Origin of the sequence: Pseudomonas thivervalensis (assembly GCF_001269655.1) — a bacterium.
Lineage (GTDB): Bacteria > Pseudomonadota > Gammaproteobacteria > Pseudomonadales > Pseudomonadaceae > Aquipseudomonas > Aquipseudomonas thivervalensis.
Genome location: NZ_LHVE01000009.1, coordinates 63,768 through 80,721, shown reverse-complemented (window position 1 = coordinate 80,721; position 16,954 = coordinate 63,768). Strand labels below are relative to the sequence as shown.

Sequence of the window (16,954 nt, the reverse complement as noted above, 5' to 3'; positions counted from 1 at the left end):
AGCCTCACACCTTGACCAACGTGTTGTGGCAAGCCGCCCAGTGTCCCTCGCCGATCTCTACCCTCGGCGCAGCCTGAACGCATCGTCCAGTGGCGCGTTCACAGCGTGGATTGAAGGCGCAGCCTGCCGGAGGAACCGCCATGTTCGGCACCTGCCCGGGGATGAAGCCCAGGGGCTGGGATCCCTGCCCCAACTTTGGCACGGTGCCCATCAGTTTCAGGGTGTAGGGGTGTGCTGGTCGCTTGAACACTTGGCCCACCGGACCGCTCTCCACCACTTCGCCGGCATACATCACCGCCACCCGGTCACAGAGCGAAGCCATGACGCCAAGGTTGTGGGTGATAAACAGAATCGCCAGGTCCTGCTCCTGCGCGAGCTTGCGTAGCAAGGCGATGATTTGAGCCTGCACGGTGACGTCGAGCGCCGTGGTCGGCTCATCGGCGATCAGCAGTTTCGGTCGGCAGGCCAACGCCATGGCAATCACCACTCGCTGCAACTGGCCGCCAGACATTTGGTGCGGATACTTGGCCAGTGCCAGAGAGGGATCGGGCATGCTCACCGCCTCCAGCGAGTTCAGCGCCTCAGCGCGGATTTGTGCCTTGCTCAGTTGCCGATGGCAGCCGATGACATCGAACATCTGCCGGCCGACAGTGAAAAACGGATTGAGCGCCTTCATTGGATTCTGGAAGATCATCGCCGCGCCGCCGCCGCGCAAATCCGCTAGCTGCGATGCCGACGCACCGTTGACCTGCTGTCCGGCGACCTTGACACTGCCTCCCAGCCGAGCGGCGTCAGGCATCAATCCAAGGCAGGACATGGCGGTCATTGACTTGCCCGAGCCCGACTCCCCGACCAATCCAAGGATCTCGCCGCGCCTTACCTTGAGGTCGATGCCGCGTACGGCCTTTACGGTCTTGAACAAACCAGGGAAAGACACCGTCAGCCCTTCCACTTCCAGCACCCATTCTTGAGCTGCGTCGTTATTCGAAGCGGCAGGACGTTCGGGAGTAGACGGTTGCAAGGATTCGTTGATCATCAGCGCGTCCCCTTCTTTGGATCGAGCACATCGCGCAGCCCATCACCCACCAGGTTGACAGCCAGTACCAGGACAAAAATCGCGACGCCGGGAAACAGCACCGTCCAGGGATTTTCGAGCAACTGCGAGCGCGACGCCGCGGCCATCAGTCCCCATTCGACCATGGGCGGCTTGGCCCCCAGCCCGATAAAGCTCAGCGAGGCAGCGGCGAGAATGGTGTAGCCAAAGTCCATGGAGCCCTGCACGATCACAGGCGTGGTGGCGTTGGGCAGGACATGGCGAAGCAAAATACGGAAATGACTGACCCCCATGGAGCGAGCGGCATGGATATAGGTTTCTGAACGAACCCGTACTACCGCACCGCGCATGATCCTCGCGTACCAAGGGAACCAGGAGACTGCGAGCGCTAGCATGGCGTTGGCCAATCCCGATCCCAGCGCAGCGGTGATAGCGATCGGCAACAACAGCGGTGGAAAGGCCAGGAACACGTCCGAGACACGCATCAGCAGCGTATCAATACGACCGCCGAAGTAACCGGAAACAAGCCCAATCGGAATCCCGATCAGCATCGCGATCAGCGTCACGCTCACTCCGATGATCAGTGAGGTGCGTGCGCCATAAAGCACCCGGGAAAGAATGTCGCGACCAAACTCGTCGGTGCCCATCCAGTGTGCCCAGTTGGGTGCCATTAATTTTTGGGAAAAGACAATCTTGTTCGGTTCATAAGGCGCAAGCCAGGGGGCGAAGATGGCCGCCAGGATGATCAGCAGCAATAACAGCGCGCCAAATACAAACAACTTGTTATCGCAGGCAAAAGCCAGGGCCTTGATACGCCATGATGGGGCTCGCGAGGGCATGGACAGGGATACGTCTTGGATACTCATTGGACTCGCAACCTCGGATCAACAAGGTGATACAAGAGATCAACAATCAGGTTGATCGACAGATACGTCGTGGCTAGCACCAGGGTGGCGCCCATTACGGCGGGAAAATCATTCTGGGCAATCGAAAACACCACGAAGCCGCCCAGGCCGGGCCAATCGAAAACGAACTCGACAACGACTGCACCGCCGAGCAGGTAACCGAAGGTCAGGCCCACCACCGTCAGGAGCGGAATCATTGTCGCCTTCAGGGCATAGGCGTAGTGGATACGCCACTTGGGTACGCCGTAAGAAATGGCCGTACGGATGTACTCTTCGGAGAGCACCTCGACCATCATGTTGCGGGTGATCCGGGTGACAGTGGCCAAGGTCACGATGACCAGGGTGAGCACGGGGAGCGTCAGGTGTTTGATGGCGCTCCACAGCGCTACGAAATTACCGGCCAGCAGCGTGTCGATCAGGTAAAAACCGGTCACGCGCTCAAACGGGCTATCGAGGAGAATCGAAGCATCGATACGTCCTTGGAGGGGCAGCCAGTTGAGCTTGCCGTAGAACAACAATTGCAGACCCATGGCCAAGATGAAAACGGGAAATGCCGTCCCGGCGATGGACCCCGCTCGTGCCACGTTGTCGACCACTGAATTCTGCCGCGCCGCCGAGATGACGCCGATCGGCACCCCGAGTACAACCACCCAGAACATTGCCAGTAGCGTCAGTTCGAACGTCGCGCCAACCCGCCTGACCACCTCCTCCATCACCGGCCGCCCGGTGCGCAGACTGTTGCCAAAATCACCTTGCAGAAGGTCGCCGATGTAATTGAAATACTGGATAGGCAGAGGTTTATCCAACCCCAGCTTTTCTCGCTCGACGGCAATCTGCTCTGCCGTGGGGTGGTTCCCCAGCATCATCTCTACCGGGGATCCGGGAAGAGCTCGGCTCAGAACAAAGGTGATGGTCAACACGCCCAGAAGAATGAAGAACATCACGATCAGTCGCTGGGCTATATACTTCGCCATTTGCACTACCTTTTGTGGCTAATCAACTTGGCCCTGCCTTCTTGCGCCCAGCATAAAGCCCTCAAAGCGAACTAACTTTTGAGGAATGACCAGGCGAATCAACCAACTATCGGGTGACAGGGTAAATCAGGGGCCTACACCTACAACTTCACCGAGAACAACTCAGCATTCATCGATTCAAGTTGTAGTAGAGAATTGCCTCATAAGCAGGATTCAGGCTCTTTTCCATGCCCTTGATGTCTTTGCGAGAAACCCGTATCTGCTGCACGTCTGCGTACCAGATCGCAGGAGCGTCCTTGGCCAGTAGCTCTTGGGCCTGCTGGTACTTTTTAGTGGATTGCGCCCGGTCACTGCCTTCTAGCGCCACCGCCTCCTCGATCAACTGGTCGAAGCCTGGGTTGCTGTAGTGGGACAGATTGAACAGCGTGGGTTTTTCTGTATGAAACTCACTGAAAAGCCAATCGCTGGGTGTCGGATACGTGGGCCACCAAGCCATGGATTGCAGGTTGGGAGCGGTGTCCAGCTTCTTCGCCTTATCCCAGATCACACCCCACTCGCCGGGGCGTAACTCCACTTCTACGCCAACTTGAGACGCCGTCGCCTGGAACAGCTCAGCAGCGTTTGCATAGACACCGCTGATGTACTGCATCGAGACCTTCCAGTCCTGCTTGGGAACACCGGAGGCTTCCAATAATTGTCGGGCTTTTTCCAGATCGTAAGAAGCCATGGGCACGCTGGCATGCCCCCAGATACTGCTGGGCAAAGGTCCTTTGGGGACACTGCCGTAGCCATGCAGAATATCGTCGGTGACACCTTCATAGTCCCAGAGGTATTGCAGCGCCTGACGAAATGCCACGTTATCCGTAGGGTACTTCTGGGTATTGATCAAGAACTGGAAGTTCTTCCACGAAGGCGCGGTGCTCACCTTGATCGCAGGGTTCTCTCCCAACACCTTGAGCTGATCAAGAGGGATATCCCAGGCGACACCGGCCTCGCCATTCTTGATCATCTGGGTGCGGGTGGAGGCTTCGGACACGACTTTCACGATGACCCGATCGAATTGCCCTTCTTTCCAGCCCCCCCAGTAGCCATCGAAACGCTCGAGCACCACTTGCTGACCCTGTTCGACCTGCCCAAGCTTATAGGGACCGGTACCGATAGCGTTGGGAGCCATCATCCAGTCATGCCCCTTATCCACCGCCGCCGGGGCAATGATATAAGCAGCGTATTGACCTGCCGCGATCAGATTGGCCGGAGTGGGATTTTGAAACTTGAGCACTACCGTGTCGTCAGCGACGACCTCGACGGAGTCCAGGGCTTTCCATACATACGCAGCGCCCTGTTTCAGCGCCTTGACGTAATCGATGGATTTCTTGACCGCTGCGGCATCGAACGCCGAACCGTCATGAAACTTAACGCCGTGCCGCAGCTTGAAGGTCCAGGTCTTGCCGCTGTCGCTGCTTTCCCAGGACGTGGCGAGCCCAGGGGAAAACTCCTCGGCACTGCCCGGAGCGTTATAGACCAGAAGCGTCTCGTAGATATTGCCCAGCACCCGCACCTCTTCCGAAAACGCCGAGGCTGGATCCCAATCCTTGAAGGAGGCTCGATCAGCGACAACCAAGGTATTGGTGGCCGCACACACCAAGCCGCTGGTCAACGGCGCGGTAATGGAAAGCGCCATCAACCCTGCCATCAAGGTTCTTTTGAAGTTCATCGGTGTTCCTCTTATTTTTATGATGGGCGCAGCGGGTCACTTGCACGAGCAGGCGTTAATCCAGCTGGAATGAACGACGTGATTGGCCGTTCGTGAAACTGCCTGTTGAGCGGTGTGGCCCATTATTGATCTGCCGCACCGCCAGCTCAATTTCGCGAGCGCTAAGAAAAAAACGCCTGATGACGCTTGAAAGCGTCACCTAGCGTCTGTTTTTAAAGCGGGGTTAGAACAACGGCGGAACGAGGTTGAACTCACCCTCGGATGGGCGAATCAGTAGCCGCGCCCTCACCTCGCTGGGGATCTCAGGGGCATCAATCGGGAAGCAGCTGCAACTGGAAAGCGCGTTACGCCGATCGATCGATTCACCGAGGTACTCAAACACAATCTGCGCACCAAAAGGACGTCGAAAATTGTCGCCCGACACGCCGAGCACCAAGCCGTTGAGAAAGCGGAAACGACTGCGATAGGAGGGGTAAAGCGCTGACCAGATATAGCCCCGAGACGATAGGTACTCGCGCTCGACGATGTAAATCAGATCGGATGAGGCAAAGCAGAACCCCCTATATTTATTGATGCCGAAACTCTTCAGTTGGTCATCACCCAACCTCACTCGCTCGTAGGTTTTACTCAGGATCTTGTTGCCGGAACGGGTCAAGCGGGTAATCGACTTGATCACCTCTCCTGATCCGGAGGGCGACATCAAATAGACAAAGTAGTAACCCTGGTACTTCGACAGCTCCTGCGCGGAGCTTGGAAAAAAATCGGTGGGTACAGCACTGTCCGGCTCTCGCGCCGTGCGCTGTCTGTTGAGCAAAGCGCGGAATGACTCGTGCTCGGAGAATATTTCATCCTCATCCACCCCGAAAAAAGCGCATATCTTGCGAAGGGTGAAGAGTGAAGGCGTCGCCTGCGCCCCCAAGTACTTGTTGAACTGCTGGCGATTGATATCGAGGGAGCGGCAGACCATCGCCACCGATTTGTAGTACCCGCAGAGAAGGCGCAAGTTTTGACTGAAGTCTTGCGCCGACCGGGGTGAATTGGAACTCAGCATTTAACAGTATTCCTAACGCCACCATTGACAACACGCTGGACTAAACGTCGCTTGGATCACGGTTTTCAGAAGCTTGGCTTCGCCGCCTCGTGATCGACGTGAACATTGAGCCCGACCATAGCGCCTGGGTGGGGGAATGTTCAACAAATACCCTAGGCGATGAAGAAACAAGCCCTGCGCTCGTCAAGCATGTTATTGCACGATACCTACCAGCATGAATACCGATTGGTTTGCGGGACAATCCTGCCCTTATATTTTGGTGTTGAAAACAACTAGATGAATAACACCCGCGCACATTGCATTTAAGGTCCAAGACAGTCGCCCCTGCCAAAAACGAGAACGCGCTCATGATTAAGATCCTAGCCGCTGTACGCAGAAAACCTGGAATGACGCATGTTGAGTTTTTAAACTATGTAGAGCACACGCACGGGAAAATCGCTCAAGCGAAGCCTCTAGGCGTCAAACGGTACGTGCAGAACCATGTCATCGACGCGGCTTTCGGGGTTGACGCCGACAATGCCTACGCACAGTCCTTCCACAAAGACTCCATTACAGAGCTGTTTTTTGAAGACGTGCCAGGTTTGATTCGCACCTTCAGCGATCCCTATACCCAGCAAACCGTTGGCCCTGATGCAAAGAACTTCGCTGACCTTTCCGAGCAGCTCGCTCAATTGATGGATGAAGTGGAGACGGCTAGCACCGCTACGGCGCCTCTTCCGTGGAAGGTAATGATCCTGCTGAAGAAAAATCCAGCCATGGCGCTCGATCATTTTTTCAGCGCTTGGGACGCAGCTCACGAGAACATTACCCGGGAACAGCCCGACTTCCAGAACGCCCTACGCCGGTATGTTCGCTCCCGGTACCTGCCCGAGGGTGACAAGGTGACGGCCTATTTCGGGCCAAACATCGCCGTATACGAAGGTGCCTCTAGCCTTTGGTTTGAAAATGAAGCGGATTTCTCGACCTTTCGCCAGTATCAGCGAGCGCTGTTTCAAAAACTTGCCGAGGACGGCGTGGCGCTGACATCGGCGTCTTTTTTCGCTTACGTCAAAGAAGTCGTTATTTTCGATCACCGCTCATAGAGGCCTGCATCGCGACCCTCCAACTGAAGGGTCGCGATCACTCAGATTGGCTCAGCCAACGTCGCAGTGGACTCTCGCATGATCTGCGCATGCTCTTCCTTGTCCCCACCACTTTTCTCTATCTCGCACAGCCGCGCGGAGTTCTCGACCACGAGTTGGCAACGCTCCCAGCGCCGCGTTTCGAACCGGCTCAGGGCCGTCTGTAGGTTGCTATTGGCGAGTAACTCTTCGGCAAGCACGATGGCGCTCTCAATACCGATGCCAGCCCCGGAAGCCAGATGCGGCGTGGTGGCATGCACCGTATCGCCGATCAGCACGATACGGCCCTTGTGCCAGGGCAACGGCACCAACAGATTGGCCAGCGGACGATAGTCGATATTGGCGCCCGCCTCGTACAGTTGCGGCACCAGCGTTTGCAGGATCGGGGCTGGAAACTCACTCAGCAGGCGCGCCATTTCACCCGGCCAACTGGCCGGATCGATCCACTCGGAAAATTCGCGGTTTTCCATGAGGAACATGTACATGTGCGTTTCGGAGATCGGATTGACGCCAACCTTGGTGCGACCCAGCCAATGACTGGGACGCACGATTTGCGGCGGACGCTTCAGCACCGCGCGCCAGACGCTCTGATGAATGGGTTTTGGCGAGGGTGCTTTCGGGAAAAAGTCCTTTCGTGTGCGCGAATGCACACCGTCAGCGGCAACGACCAGGTCATAGCGCTCAGTGGTCCCGTCGGTGAAAGACACTTCAACGCCATCGTCACGCTCGATGACGCTATCGTAGGTGATACCGAGGCGTACGCGGGCACCCACTTCCCGCGTCCTGTCGGCAAAGATTCGAGCCAGCACCGGGCGCAGGATACCGCCACCACAGGGAATCGGTTTATCGCTGACCGGCGGTCGAAGCGCCAACTGCACGATCAGGTCGCCAGCCGGTGAAAACACATCGAAATTGGTCGACAGGTACCCTTCCCCAGCGACCCTTTCCAGAATCCCAACCGTATCAAGCGCTCGCAGCGTGGGCCCACTGAGCGTAATCCCCGCTCCCAAAGGACACCACAATGGATCGATTTCGACGAGGTCCACTTCGACGCCCTGGCGGGCGAGCTGGATAGCTGCGGTCATACCGGAGAACCCTCCCCCAATCACCAGGACCTTACTGACTGCTGCAATCATCACGCTCTCCTAATTATTCTTATTCATTCGGGCAGACATTGCACGGCGCACCGACGAGCTCTGCGGCGCTATCGCGTCAATGCCGCAGGAACATGGAATGCCGACGAAAAATGCCGGATCAGCCACGAGACTATCGAATCGGCTATCAGCGCTGAAATCGCTTTGCACAATCCGAGGTATCGCTGGCGGCGATGGGTCTCGCAGGTAAGCCGGGGACATTGCTCGGAGTGCCTGCCTTGCGGCAGAACAAATACAAAAGCCGATGAACGACGGCTCACACGAACCGCCATCCACCGGCCTTCAACGACGGTTGCTCAAACGCTTTCCAAGCCATCCCAGCAGAGGTATTTCACTTCAAGGAATTCGTCGATCCCAAGGTGTGAACCCTCTCGCCCAAGCCCGCTCTGCTTCACGCCACCGAAAGGTGCGACCTCATTCGAGATCAAGCCACAGTTGATGCCCACCATGCCCGATTCGATGCGCGCGGCGTTGCGCCAGATACGTGCCGCATCACGGCTGAACAGATATGCCGCCAGGCCAAACTCGCTGTCGTTGGCCATGGCAATGGCTTGGTCATCGGTGTCGAAACGCACCAATGGCATGACCGGACCGAAGATCTCTTCGCGAGCAACCCGCATCCCATGGGTCACATCCGCCAACAAGGTGGGCTCGAAGAAACACCCGCCCAGTGCATGGGGCTTGCCGCCAGACAGCAATCGAGCGCCTTGGGCCAGCGCATCATCAACCAGCGCCTGGGATTTTCGTACCGCCGCGTCATCGATCAACGGCCCGACCTGTACACCCGGCTCCAGACCATTTCCCACTTTCAGGCGTGCCATGCGCTCAACGATGCGCTCGGCCAATGCGTCATAAACCCCGGACTGCACCAGCACCCGATTCGCGCCGATACAGGACTGCCCACCATTGCGAAACTTCGCCAGCATCACACCGTCAGCCGCCGCATCAAGATCAGCATCGTCGAAGACAATGAACGGGGCGTTGCCGCCCAGCTCCATGGAGCATTTCTTGACCGTCTGTGCCGCTTGCGCCAGCAGCAGCCGGCCCACTTCCGTGGACCCGGTAAACGTAAGCTTGCGCACCAACGGGTTGGCTGTGAGTTCACCGGCAATATCGCGCGTGTCATTGCCCGTGATCACACTGAAAACACCCGCCGGCACCCCCGCGCGCAAGGCGAGTTCGGCGAGTGCCAGCGCGGTCAGGGGCGTCTGGCTGGCCGGCTTCACCACCATGGTGCAACCGGCCGCGAGGGCCGGAGCGGCCTTACGTGTAATCATCGCAGCGGGGAAATTCCAGGGCGTGATCGCGGCGCAGACGCCGATGGGTTCGCGCAGGACCACAATGCGCTGAGTGTCCTTCACCCCCGGGATCAGATCACCACGCACCCGTGTGGCTTCCTCGCCAAACCAGCGCACAAAAGACGCCGCGTAATCGACTTCACCCCGCGCCTCCTCCAGGGGCTTGCCCTCCTCCAGGGTAATCAGCGTGGCAATGTCCTCGCGATTTTCGACCATCAACTCATACCAGCGGCGCAACACCTCGCCACGGCGTTTGGCCGTCAGGCGACGCCATGGACCAAACGCCTCATGCGCCGCGTCGATGGCGTGCCGGACTTCAGCTTCGCGGCAACGCGGCAATTCGGCCAGCACCATTTGATCCACCGGATTACGCAACGTGTACCGACCGTGGGGCGTCTCGGCCAGCCACTCACCGGCGATATAGGCACCGTCGCGCCACAGCGTAGGATCCTTAAGTAAATGCTTCACTGTGCAACCCTCCTCATCAGCACGGATGACGCCCGATCATGAAGGCGCTGTCAGGATCCGAAGTCACCGGCAACCCCGACGCGACCAACCCTTGACGCAGCGACTTCATGAAGCGATCCGGCACGCGCATCGCTGGGGCACGCAGTGGGCCGCCGTTGAAGCCGGCGAGCCAGTCCTGGTATTTCCACATCGTGCGGTTGAGCACCCCGGTGCCGCCGGCATAGCTTTGCGCGGCGGCGCCGTTGGCGCTGCGTGCCGGATTGACCTTCCAATACAGCTCCATCGCCTCTTCGAAACGCCCCGTGCGGGCCAGCTCGAAGGCTTTCGGGTAGTAGTCGCTCATCCAGGCGGTGTTGCTGGTGCCGGAAAACTGCAGCTTCATCAGGCTCATCAGGGGAATGGCGTCGCCTTCGATCGGGCAACTGATCACCACCTGATCGCGGAAGTGGTAGTACATCTCGCAAATGCCCGCCGGCAGCGGGAACCCTTGCTCGGACTTGATGGCCGCGATATTCGGACAATCAGCCAACAGCCGACGGACCAACTCCAAGGACATCCCTGCCGGATGCACGCGCTCAAAGCCCCAGAGCGGAATCGGGAAGAGCATGACGGCCAGGTCCGTGGCATCGCAGAACGACTTGGTGTAGTCGTAGATTTCCTGCTCGCTGGTCGGCCAGAACTGCGGTGGATAGGAGAGCAGGACGATGTCGGCGCCGGCATTCTCGGCGAGCTTCACCGCCTCGATGTTCTCGGCAAGCGTGCCAAAAGCTGCGTGGAAGAACAGGATCAAGTTTTTCCCCGACTCACGGGCCCAGGCCGTGAACTGCGCGTTCTCCTGGGGAGAGATCGCCAGTTCGCTGCACAGCAACGTGGCGCTGTAGCCCAGGCCGACCGTATGTTCAATGTCGTGGCGAATGCCACGTTCGTTGAGTCGCTTCAGATCGGCACTGAAACTTGGAATGGTGACAGCCGAGCAGCCCACCAGGTTTTCCCGCGCCCAGGCACGGGCATCCGCTTTCTTGTATGTGGCCATGATGATGTTCCTTCGAACAGTGGAGGGGTTATTTCGAAACAGGGACAATGCTGGCAGGCAGTTCGATGCCGAGGCCTTGTTGCCTGGCGCGCTCGTACAGCGCTTGTGCGATGACGACGTCCTGCAGCGCTGAGCCAACTGACTTGTAGAGAACGATGTCGCTTGCGTGCTGGCGCGGGTTGACACGACCCGCGACGAGATCCGATAGCGCAACCAATTTGTCGGCGACATAAACGCCGGCACTGATCGCCGCAATGGCGTCACCCGTATCGTGGAGAACCTCTTGCGGCATATCGGCGACGATGCAGACGGCTCGCTCCATCGTGACCGGGTCAACCTCCCGTTGCTCAGGCAAGGTGGAACCCAACGACACGACCGTGGCCCCCGGGCAAAGCCACGCGCCTTGCAGCACCGGAGACTCATCACGACTGCGGGCGGCACAAAGCACCACATCACAGTCCTGCACGGCCTCTTGCGCGCTGTTCACCGCCTGGATATCCAGCCCAGGCCTGAAGCTTTCGGCAAAGCGCTCGCGGCTCGCGGGCGTTGGGCTGAACACCCGGACTTGAGCCACATCGCGCACGGACTTGAGGCAGTCCAACGCGCCACGGGCCTCGAACCCCGAGCCAATCACACCCACCCGCAGCGCGCGCTTGGGCGCCAGCAAATCGACCGCCAGCGCAGCGGTTGCCGCCGTGCGCAAACCCGTGACCCGATTGCCATCGATCAGGGCACTGAGCGCCATGGTTTGCTGATTGAACAACGCGATCAGGTAGCTGGCGCAGCGCGCCCGCATGGAGGCTGCGATCAACTTGCAGCCCATATGGCCGCCAGCCGGGGGTACAGCGGTCAGGCTGCGCAGCCAGATGCCATCGCCCCGGGCCATGGAGCGAGGCGGCACCATGGCATCCGATGCAGGACTTGCATACGCCTCGGCGAGCGCGGCCACGGCGACGCTCCAGTCGGCGAGCGAGGCCACATCGGCGTCGCTGAGAAAAAGCGTCGGGGCAATGACTTGGGACTCTTGGGCGTGATGCATAGCGCTAACCTCGCAATCGGGGATCAGTCGTTGATTGACTGACACCCTACGAGGCGCGCCCCCCATCGAATACTGCTGGGGATGCAAAGCAGCTATCGCTTAAATCGATGGCATGGCCAGGCTGCAGATCAACCGTCGCACTTCACGGGAGGCACGGGTCAAGGGGCGACGAGGCGACTCGGCCAGCACGACAAAGCGTTCAAGCACCGGCTCGACGATGCGCGCTGACATCAGTCGTTGATCCAGTGAGCCCGGCAGCACAGAAGCAATCGCATAGCCGCCGCCGGCCGCCACGACTTCGTACTGGAGTTGGACGGAGTCGGCTTCCACGGCAACGCACAGCTCCACGCTTTGCTCGGCGGCCAAGTGATCGAGCCTGGCCCTCAGCAGATGCGGTCGCCCTGGCACGACCAATGGCAACCCCGATAGATTTTCCAGCGCAATGTCTCGATTTCCGAACAGAGGATCGGCGGCGGGTCCTACCAGATGCAGCGGTAGCCTGGCCAACAGATGGGCTTGGCCGATGCTTGCCTCGCTCTCGCGCAGCACCAGCGCCATATCCAGGCGACCATCGTGCAACTGCTCTTCAAGTTGAGCGCTCGCGCCCTCGATCAGGTGCAACCTCACCCCGGGCATTTGCGCGCGCACCGCAGAAAAAAGCGTTCCCGCAAACCGACGCACCGCTGAGGGCAACATGCCCACGACCACCTCGCCCACCGGCTTTCCACGCAGGTTTCGAATATCATCGGCAAGGCTTTCAGCGTTCGCCAGAAGATCCGATAGACAGGGCAGCAACTGCTCGCCAAATTCGGTCAGGACCACCCCGCGCCCGGTGCGATGGAACAGGCGTTCGCCACATTGCGACTCGAGCAGGGCAATATTGCGACTCACCATGGACTGCGGCATGTCCAGCAGTATGGCCGCTTTGCTGAGACTGCCAGCCGCCACGACCCGGACGAACAAAGTCCAGCGGGGATCGATGATGGTGAGCGCCGTGGCAGTAGGCTGCGTGGCCGTGTCCGGCACCGGGTAGCTCTGGTTATCCGTCATGTCATCAACTCTTGGCGGGCCTGGTGCAAGTATTCGCGACTGTCCTGGAGATGCAGGCGCATCGCAGCACGCGCGCATTCAGCGTCCTGTTGGAAGATCGCCTGGTAAATCTGTTCGTGCTCGCTTTGCATGCGCTGTTCGTAATGCAAAGGCTCATCGTGAAACAGACGCGCGGAATCCAGTCGGCTGCGGGGGATGATGACCTCGCCCAGGTTGAGCAGTGTGCTGGCGATGTAGGGGTTGCCGGTCGCCTGGGCAATGCCCAAATGGAATTGAAAATCCAACGCCGCCCGATCATTGACGCTGACATCCGGCTGCCCGAGCTGATCGAGAAGTGCCCGCAACCCCGTCAACTGATCCGTGTTGCGTCGCTGGGCCGCGAGCCCGGCGGCTTCGACCTCAAGACCGATCCGAAACTCCATGATCGCCAGCGAATCGGTGATGAGACCGATCGTCTCCGGGTCGATGAAGGCCCCCAACGACAGGGCGCTACCGCATACAAAGGTCCCGATACCGTGGCGTGTCTCAACCATTCCCGCGGCCTGTAGACGCGACATGGCCTCGCGCACCACGGTCCTGCTGACGCCATGCTCCAGCATCAGGGCCGACTCAGTGGGCAACTGTTCACCGCCACGCAGCCGTCCCTCGATAATGTGCTCCGACAGCAGCGCCTCAAGCCCCTGGGACAGGCTAGCGCGCTTTTTCCCACCGGCAGCCGGCACGTTCATTCCTCGAAAATCGCTACGGCGCGGACGAAACCGGCCGAAGCGTGCCTGATCTTGTAGGGGAAGCAGGACACCTGGAAACCATGGGCCGGCAGGCATTCCAGGTTGGCCAGCTTCTCCATCTGGCCGTAACCGATGTCGCGTCCGGCCTTGTGCCCTTCCCAGATGATCGAGGCGTCGCCTGTGGCGGCGAAGCGTTCGCGTGTGTACTTGAACGGCGCGTCCCAGCTCCAGGCATCGGTGCCCACCACGCGCACGCCGCGTTCCAACAAGTACAACGTGGCCTCACGGCCGATGCCAACCCCCGCGTCCAGGTACCCAGGCTGGCCAAACAGCGCGCCGGCACGGGTATTGACCAGGACAATGTCCAGCGGCCGCAGAACATGGCCAATACGCTCCAGCTCTGCTTGCACTTGGGCAGCGCTGACCACATGGCCATCCGGCAAATGACGAAAGTCCAGTTTGACGCCGGGTTGCAGGCACCAGTCCAGCGGCAACTCGTCGATGCCAAACGCCGGCTTGCCACCGTCCGTGGTCGAGGCGTAGTGCCAAGGGGCGTCCATGTGCGTACCGCTGTGCGTGGTGATCTGCAGGCGCTCGGCCGCCCAGGATTCGTCGCCAGGCAATTGCGCCTTGGACAGGCCGGGAAACATCGCGGCCATCTCCGGCCAGCCTTGCTGATGGTCCATGTAGTCGATTTTCGGCAGCAATGGCGGCGGATCGGTGTAGGGGTTGTTGTCCAGGGTGACGGACAGGTCCACCAGGCGGCGTTTAGTTGATTGCATTTTCGCTCACTCCAAGCGCCACCCGCCCACGCGCACGACGCGTCGGGGAAGCCGTGTTCAAACTGTTACGTATCAAGGCGCCGGCAGAACCGTCATGACGAAAGCCGAGGGCACGGGATTGAGGGGTTTTCATCGCAGGGAAACTGCCGAACAACGCTTGCAGGCTGGCATCCGGTGCGAAGTTGACCAGCGCGCGACGCTCTTGGCCGTAGGCTGCGGCCAGGGCATCGATGACCTGGGCAATGGACAGGTGCAACAGCGGCAGTTGCCAGACACGTGACGCGCCGAGCTCGGCCGCCGGCAATTCGGCGGCCCGCAGCAGGTTATCCACGCAACACCGCACGGACATCCACCACGCCCGCGCCTGCGGCGACACCGGGCAGCAATACGGTTCACCTTGAGCGAAGGCGTGAAGTAGATCGCTCATGAACGCCGAGCGCAGCCCATTGGGTTCACGTGGACGGGCGACGATACCGGGCAGGCGCACGGCACGACCGTCCACCTCGCCCCGTCGGGCAAGGTCATTGATCGCCATTTCCACCATCGCCTTGTGCGCACCGTAACTCAACTGCGGGTGCGGCACGGCACGCTCATCCATGCGAGCCGGCAGGTCGCCGCCGTACACCGCCACGCTGCTGGCGTACACCAGCACCGGCACGCCTGGCTGTCCGCGCAACTGGTCAAGCAACTCCAGGCTTGCCTGCAAGTTGACCTGATAGCCCAATGAATAATGCTGCTCGGCCGCGCCACCCGGGATGCTGACCAAGTGAAAGACCACATCGATGCCATCGGCCAAGGCCCGGCGCAATAACGCGGCATCGGTGACACTGCCGCAATGCCGGCGCAGGCGCTTATCCTCAGCAAACCCCACCAATTCCTTGTCCAGCAATATCAACGCGCTGATCGACCGGCCTCGCAACTCATTGGTTTGAAGCAATCGTTTCACCAACGCCCGGCCGACAAAACCATTGGCCCCGGTAATCATTACGCGCATGGGAGGCCTCCGCGCACGATGCACTGGTCTATCGCCCCGAACACCGACTGCCCTTGCAGATCGAAGACCTCCATGCGCACGCGGTCGCCAAAGCGCATGAAGGGCGTCTGTGGCGCGCCGTGCTCAATCATCTCAACGGCACGACGCTCGGCGATGCAGGCCGCGCCCACCGTGGGATCGGCATTGGAAACGGTGCCGGAACCGATCACGCAGCCGGCCCTGAGTCGCCGGGTCAGCGCCGCATGGGCGATCAACTGATGAAAGCCGAAATGCATGGCGCCACCGTGGGCATGACCGAACCACTGGCCATTCCATTCGACCCTCAGCGGCAAGTGCACACGCCCGTCGCGCCAGGCCTCGCCCAACTCGTCGGGGGTGATCGCCACCGGGGCAAAACTTGACGAGGATTTGGCCTGGATAAAACCGAAGCCGGTCTTCATTTCCCGAGGGGCGAGCGCACGCAAGCTGACATCGTTGACTTGCACGATGAGCCGGATATGGTCGGCGGCCTCTTGCGCCGAGCAGCCCATGGGGACCTCATCGACCAACACCGCGAACTCACCTTCGAAATCGATACCATGGGTTTCACTGGGCAGCACAATGTCATCGCGAGCGCCGAGAAAATCATCGCCAGAGCCCTGGTACATCAGCGGCGTGTGTTCAACGCCTTCGATCGGATCCAGCGCAAACGCCTTCTGCATCCGCTCGCCATGACTGAGGAAAGTCGAGGCGTCCAGCCACTGCCAGGCACGTGGCAAGGGCGCGGCGGCTTGCCGCGGATCAAAGGCGAAGGCACCGGCCAGCGTGCCTTCGTTCAAGGCGTCATACCGCAAGCGCAAGGCCGTTTCGACGTTCGACCAATGCTCGATGGCCTCCTGCAATGTCGTGGCGATATCGCTGGCCTCCACCGCCCAGGCCAGGTCGCGCGACACGACCAAGAGGCGACCGTCTCGGCTGTGATCTTTCAGGGTACTTAGCTTCATGCCGGTTCTCCTTGCAGCTCGGGGGCGAAGCGACCATCGAGCAGCACGAAGAGCATGCGGGCCATCTGCTCGGTGCGATTGCTCCAGGCATGATTGGTGCCGCGCTGCACGACGATGTCGCCGCGCTTGAGATGCACCTCCTCGCCATCGAGCACCAGCCACACCTCGCCCTCCGTGACCACGCCGTAATCGAGGGTTTCGGTGCGGTGCATCAGCTTGTGTTTCGAATCTGCTTGTCCCGTGCCGGCATGGGCCTGGCCAATTTCGGCGAAGGCCGCCGCGGCATCCTCGGCGCTGACTTGGTTCTGCACGCTGTCGGGCGGGATATCCACCACGCGAATCACACTGCCCAGCGGTGCCGGACTCAATTGAAGCGGTTTGCGGGTGGGGTCCTCGCCGTTATCCAGCACGGCCGGGCTCGCGCCACTGTTCCAGATCTCATGGAAAACCGTGCCGGGTACGGCCTTGAGCGGGAAGCTGTTGGGCGTCGGTCCGCTGAGCGCGACCACCGCCTGGCCCTGGGCATCGTGCCCGGTGACCACGCGTTTGAAACCAGGAAGCTGTTGCATGTTCGAGTCCTCAATCAGTTGGCGAAACGCGCCAGCG

At 59.8% G+C, this 16,954-nt stretch carries 16 protein-coding genes; 1 reads left to right on the top strand and 15 read right to left on the bottom strand.

Annotated features, from left to right (window positions below; all coding sequences use genetic code 11):
- Positions 1-4 precede the first annotated feature (4 nt).
- From AD659_RS12755 to AD659_RS12735, 5 genes are all read right to left on the bottom strand, one after another.
- Positions 5-1,036 carry an ABC transporter ATP-binding protein gene (locus AD659_RS12755; protein ID WP_053121691.1) on the bottom strand — a complete coding sequence of 344 codons (1,032 nt, stop codon included), beginning with the start codon at positions 1,034-1,036 and terminating at the stop codon, positions 5-7.
- A complete protein-coding gene (locus AD659_RS12750) occupies positions 1,036-1,920 on the bottom strand; it encodes an ABC transporter permease (RefSeq protein ID WP_024616670.1) in 885 nt (294 codons plus the stop codon). Before AD659_RS12750 ends, AD659_RS12755 begins: the two co-directional genes overlap by 1 nt.
- Positions 1,917-2,933 carry an ABC transporter permease gene (locus tag AD659_RS12745; RefSeq protein ID WP_053121687.1) on the bottom strand — a complete coding sequence of 339 codons (1,017 nt, stop codon included), beginning with the start codon at positions 2,931-2,933 and terminating at the stop codon, positions 1,917-1,919. Before AD659_RS12745 ends, AD659_RS12750 begins: the two co-directional genes overlap by 4 nt.
- Before the next feature lie 169 nt (positions 2,934-3,102).
- The gene (locus tag AD659_RS12740) at positions 3,103-4,647 is read right to left on the bottom strand and encodes an ABC transporter substrate-binding protein (RefSeq protein WP_053121685.1); all 1,545 of its coding nucleotides are present in this window, start codon (positions 4,645-4,647) and stop codon (positions 3,103-3,105) included.
- 223 nt (positions 4,648-4,870) lie between these two features.
- Positions 4,871-5,698 (bottom strand): helix-turn-helix domain-containing protein, encoded by an 828-nt coding sequence (locus tag AD659_RS12735; RefSeq protein ID WP_003173151.1) that lies wholly within the window; start codon positions 5,696-5,698, stop codon positions 4,871-4,873.
- 347 nt (positions 5,699-6,045) lie between these two features.
- On the opposite strand from AD659_RS12735, the gene AD659_RS12730 reads away from it, so the two are divergent.
- Entirely contained in the window at positions 6,046-6,780 is a 735-nt protein-coding gene (locus AD659_RS12730; RefSeq protein ID WP_053121683.1) for an EthD domain-containing protein, read from the top strand.
- A 41-nt stretch (positions 6,781-6,821) separates the two neighbouring features.
- On the opposite strand, the gene AD659_RS12725 is transcribed toward AD659_RS12730, so the two are convergent.
- From AD659_RS12725 to AD659_RS12680, 10 genes are all read right to left on the bottom strand, one after another.
- Positions 6,822-7,955, bottom strand: a complete 1,134-nt coding sequence (locus AD659_RS12725) for an FAD-dependent oxidoreductase (protein WP_082343552.1) — start codon at positions 7,953-7,955, stop codon at positions 6,822-6,824.
- A 314-nt stretch (positions 7,956-8,269) separates the two neighbouring features.
- On the bottom strand, positions 8,270-9,739 hold the full coding sequence (locus AD659_RS12720; RefSeq protein WP_053121682.1) for an NAD-dependent succinate-semialdehyde dehydrogenase: 1,470 nt from the start codon (positions 9,737-9,739) through the stop codon (positions 8,270-8,272).
- Between the two features lie 16 nt (positions 9,740-9,755).
- On the bottom strand, positions 9,756-10,772 hold the full coding sequence (locus AD659_RS12715) for a dihydrodipicolinate synthase family protein (protein WP_053121680.1): 1,017 nt from the start codon (positions 10,770-10,772) through the stop codon (positions 9,756-9,758).
- A gap of 28 nt (positions 10,773-10,800) precedes the next feature.
- Positions 10,801-11,811 carry an ornithine cyclodeaminase family protein gene (locus AD659_RS12710; protein WP_053121678.1) on the bottom strand — a complete coding sequence of 337 codons (1,011 nt, stop codon included), beginning with the start codon at positions 11,809-11,811 and terminating at the stop codon, positions 10,801-10,803.
- 99 nt (positions 11,812-11,910) lie between these two features.
- Positions 11,911-12,861 carry a LysR family transcriptional regulator gene (locus tag AD659_RS12705; RefSeq protein WP_082343551.1) on the bottom strand — a complete coding sequence of 317 codons (951 nt, stop codon included), beginning with the start codon at positions 12,859-12,861 and terminating at the stop codon, positions 11,911-11,913.
- The gene (locus tag AD659_RS12700; protein WP_053121675.1) at positions 12,858-13,589 is read right to left on the bottom strand and encodes a FadR/GntR family transcriptional regulator; all 732 of its coding nucleotides are present in this window, start codon (positions 13,587-13,589) and stop codon (positions 12,858-12,860) included. Before AD659_RS12700 ends, AD659_RS12705 begins: the two co-directional genes overlap by 4 nt.
- The gene (locus AD659_RS12695; protein ID WP_053121673.1) at positions 13,586-14,371 is read right to left on the bottom strand and encodes a cyclase family protein; all 786 of its coding nucleotides are present in this window, start codon (positions 14,369-14,371) and stop codon (positions 13,586-13,588) included. The genes AD659_RS12700 and AD659_RS12695 overlap by 4 nt, the downstream gene beginning before the upstream one ends.
- Positions 14,358-15,365 (bottom strand): NAD-dependent epimerase/dehydratase family protein, encoded by a 1,008-nt coding sequence (locus tag AD659_RS12690; RefSeq protein ID WP_053121671.1) that lies wholly within the window; start codon positions 15,363-15,365, stop codon positions 14,358-14,360. Before AD659_RS12690 ends, AD659_RS12695 begins: the two co-directional genes overlap by 14 nt.
- Positions 15,356-16,348 (bottom strand): fumarylacetoacetate hydrolase family protein, encoded by a 993-nt coding sequence (locus tag AD659_RS12685; RefSeq protein WP_053121669.1) that lies wholly within the window; start codon positions 16,346-16,348, stop codon positions 15,356-15,358. Before AD659_RS12685 ends, AD659_RS12690 begins: the two co-directional genes overlap by 10 nt.
- A complete protein-coding gene (locus AD659_RS12680; RefSeq protein ID WP_053121667.1) occupies positions 16,345-16,917 on the bottom strand; it encodes a cupin domain-containing protein in 573 nt (190 codons plus the stop codon). Before AD659_RS12680 ends, AD659_RS12685 begins: the two co-directional genes overlap by 4 nt.
- Positions 16,918-16,954: the final 37 nt, after the last annotated feature.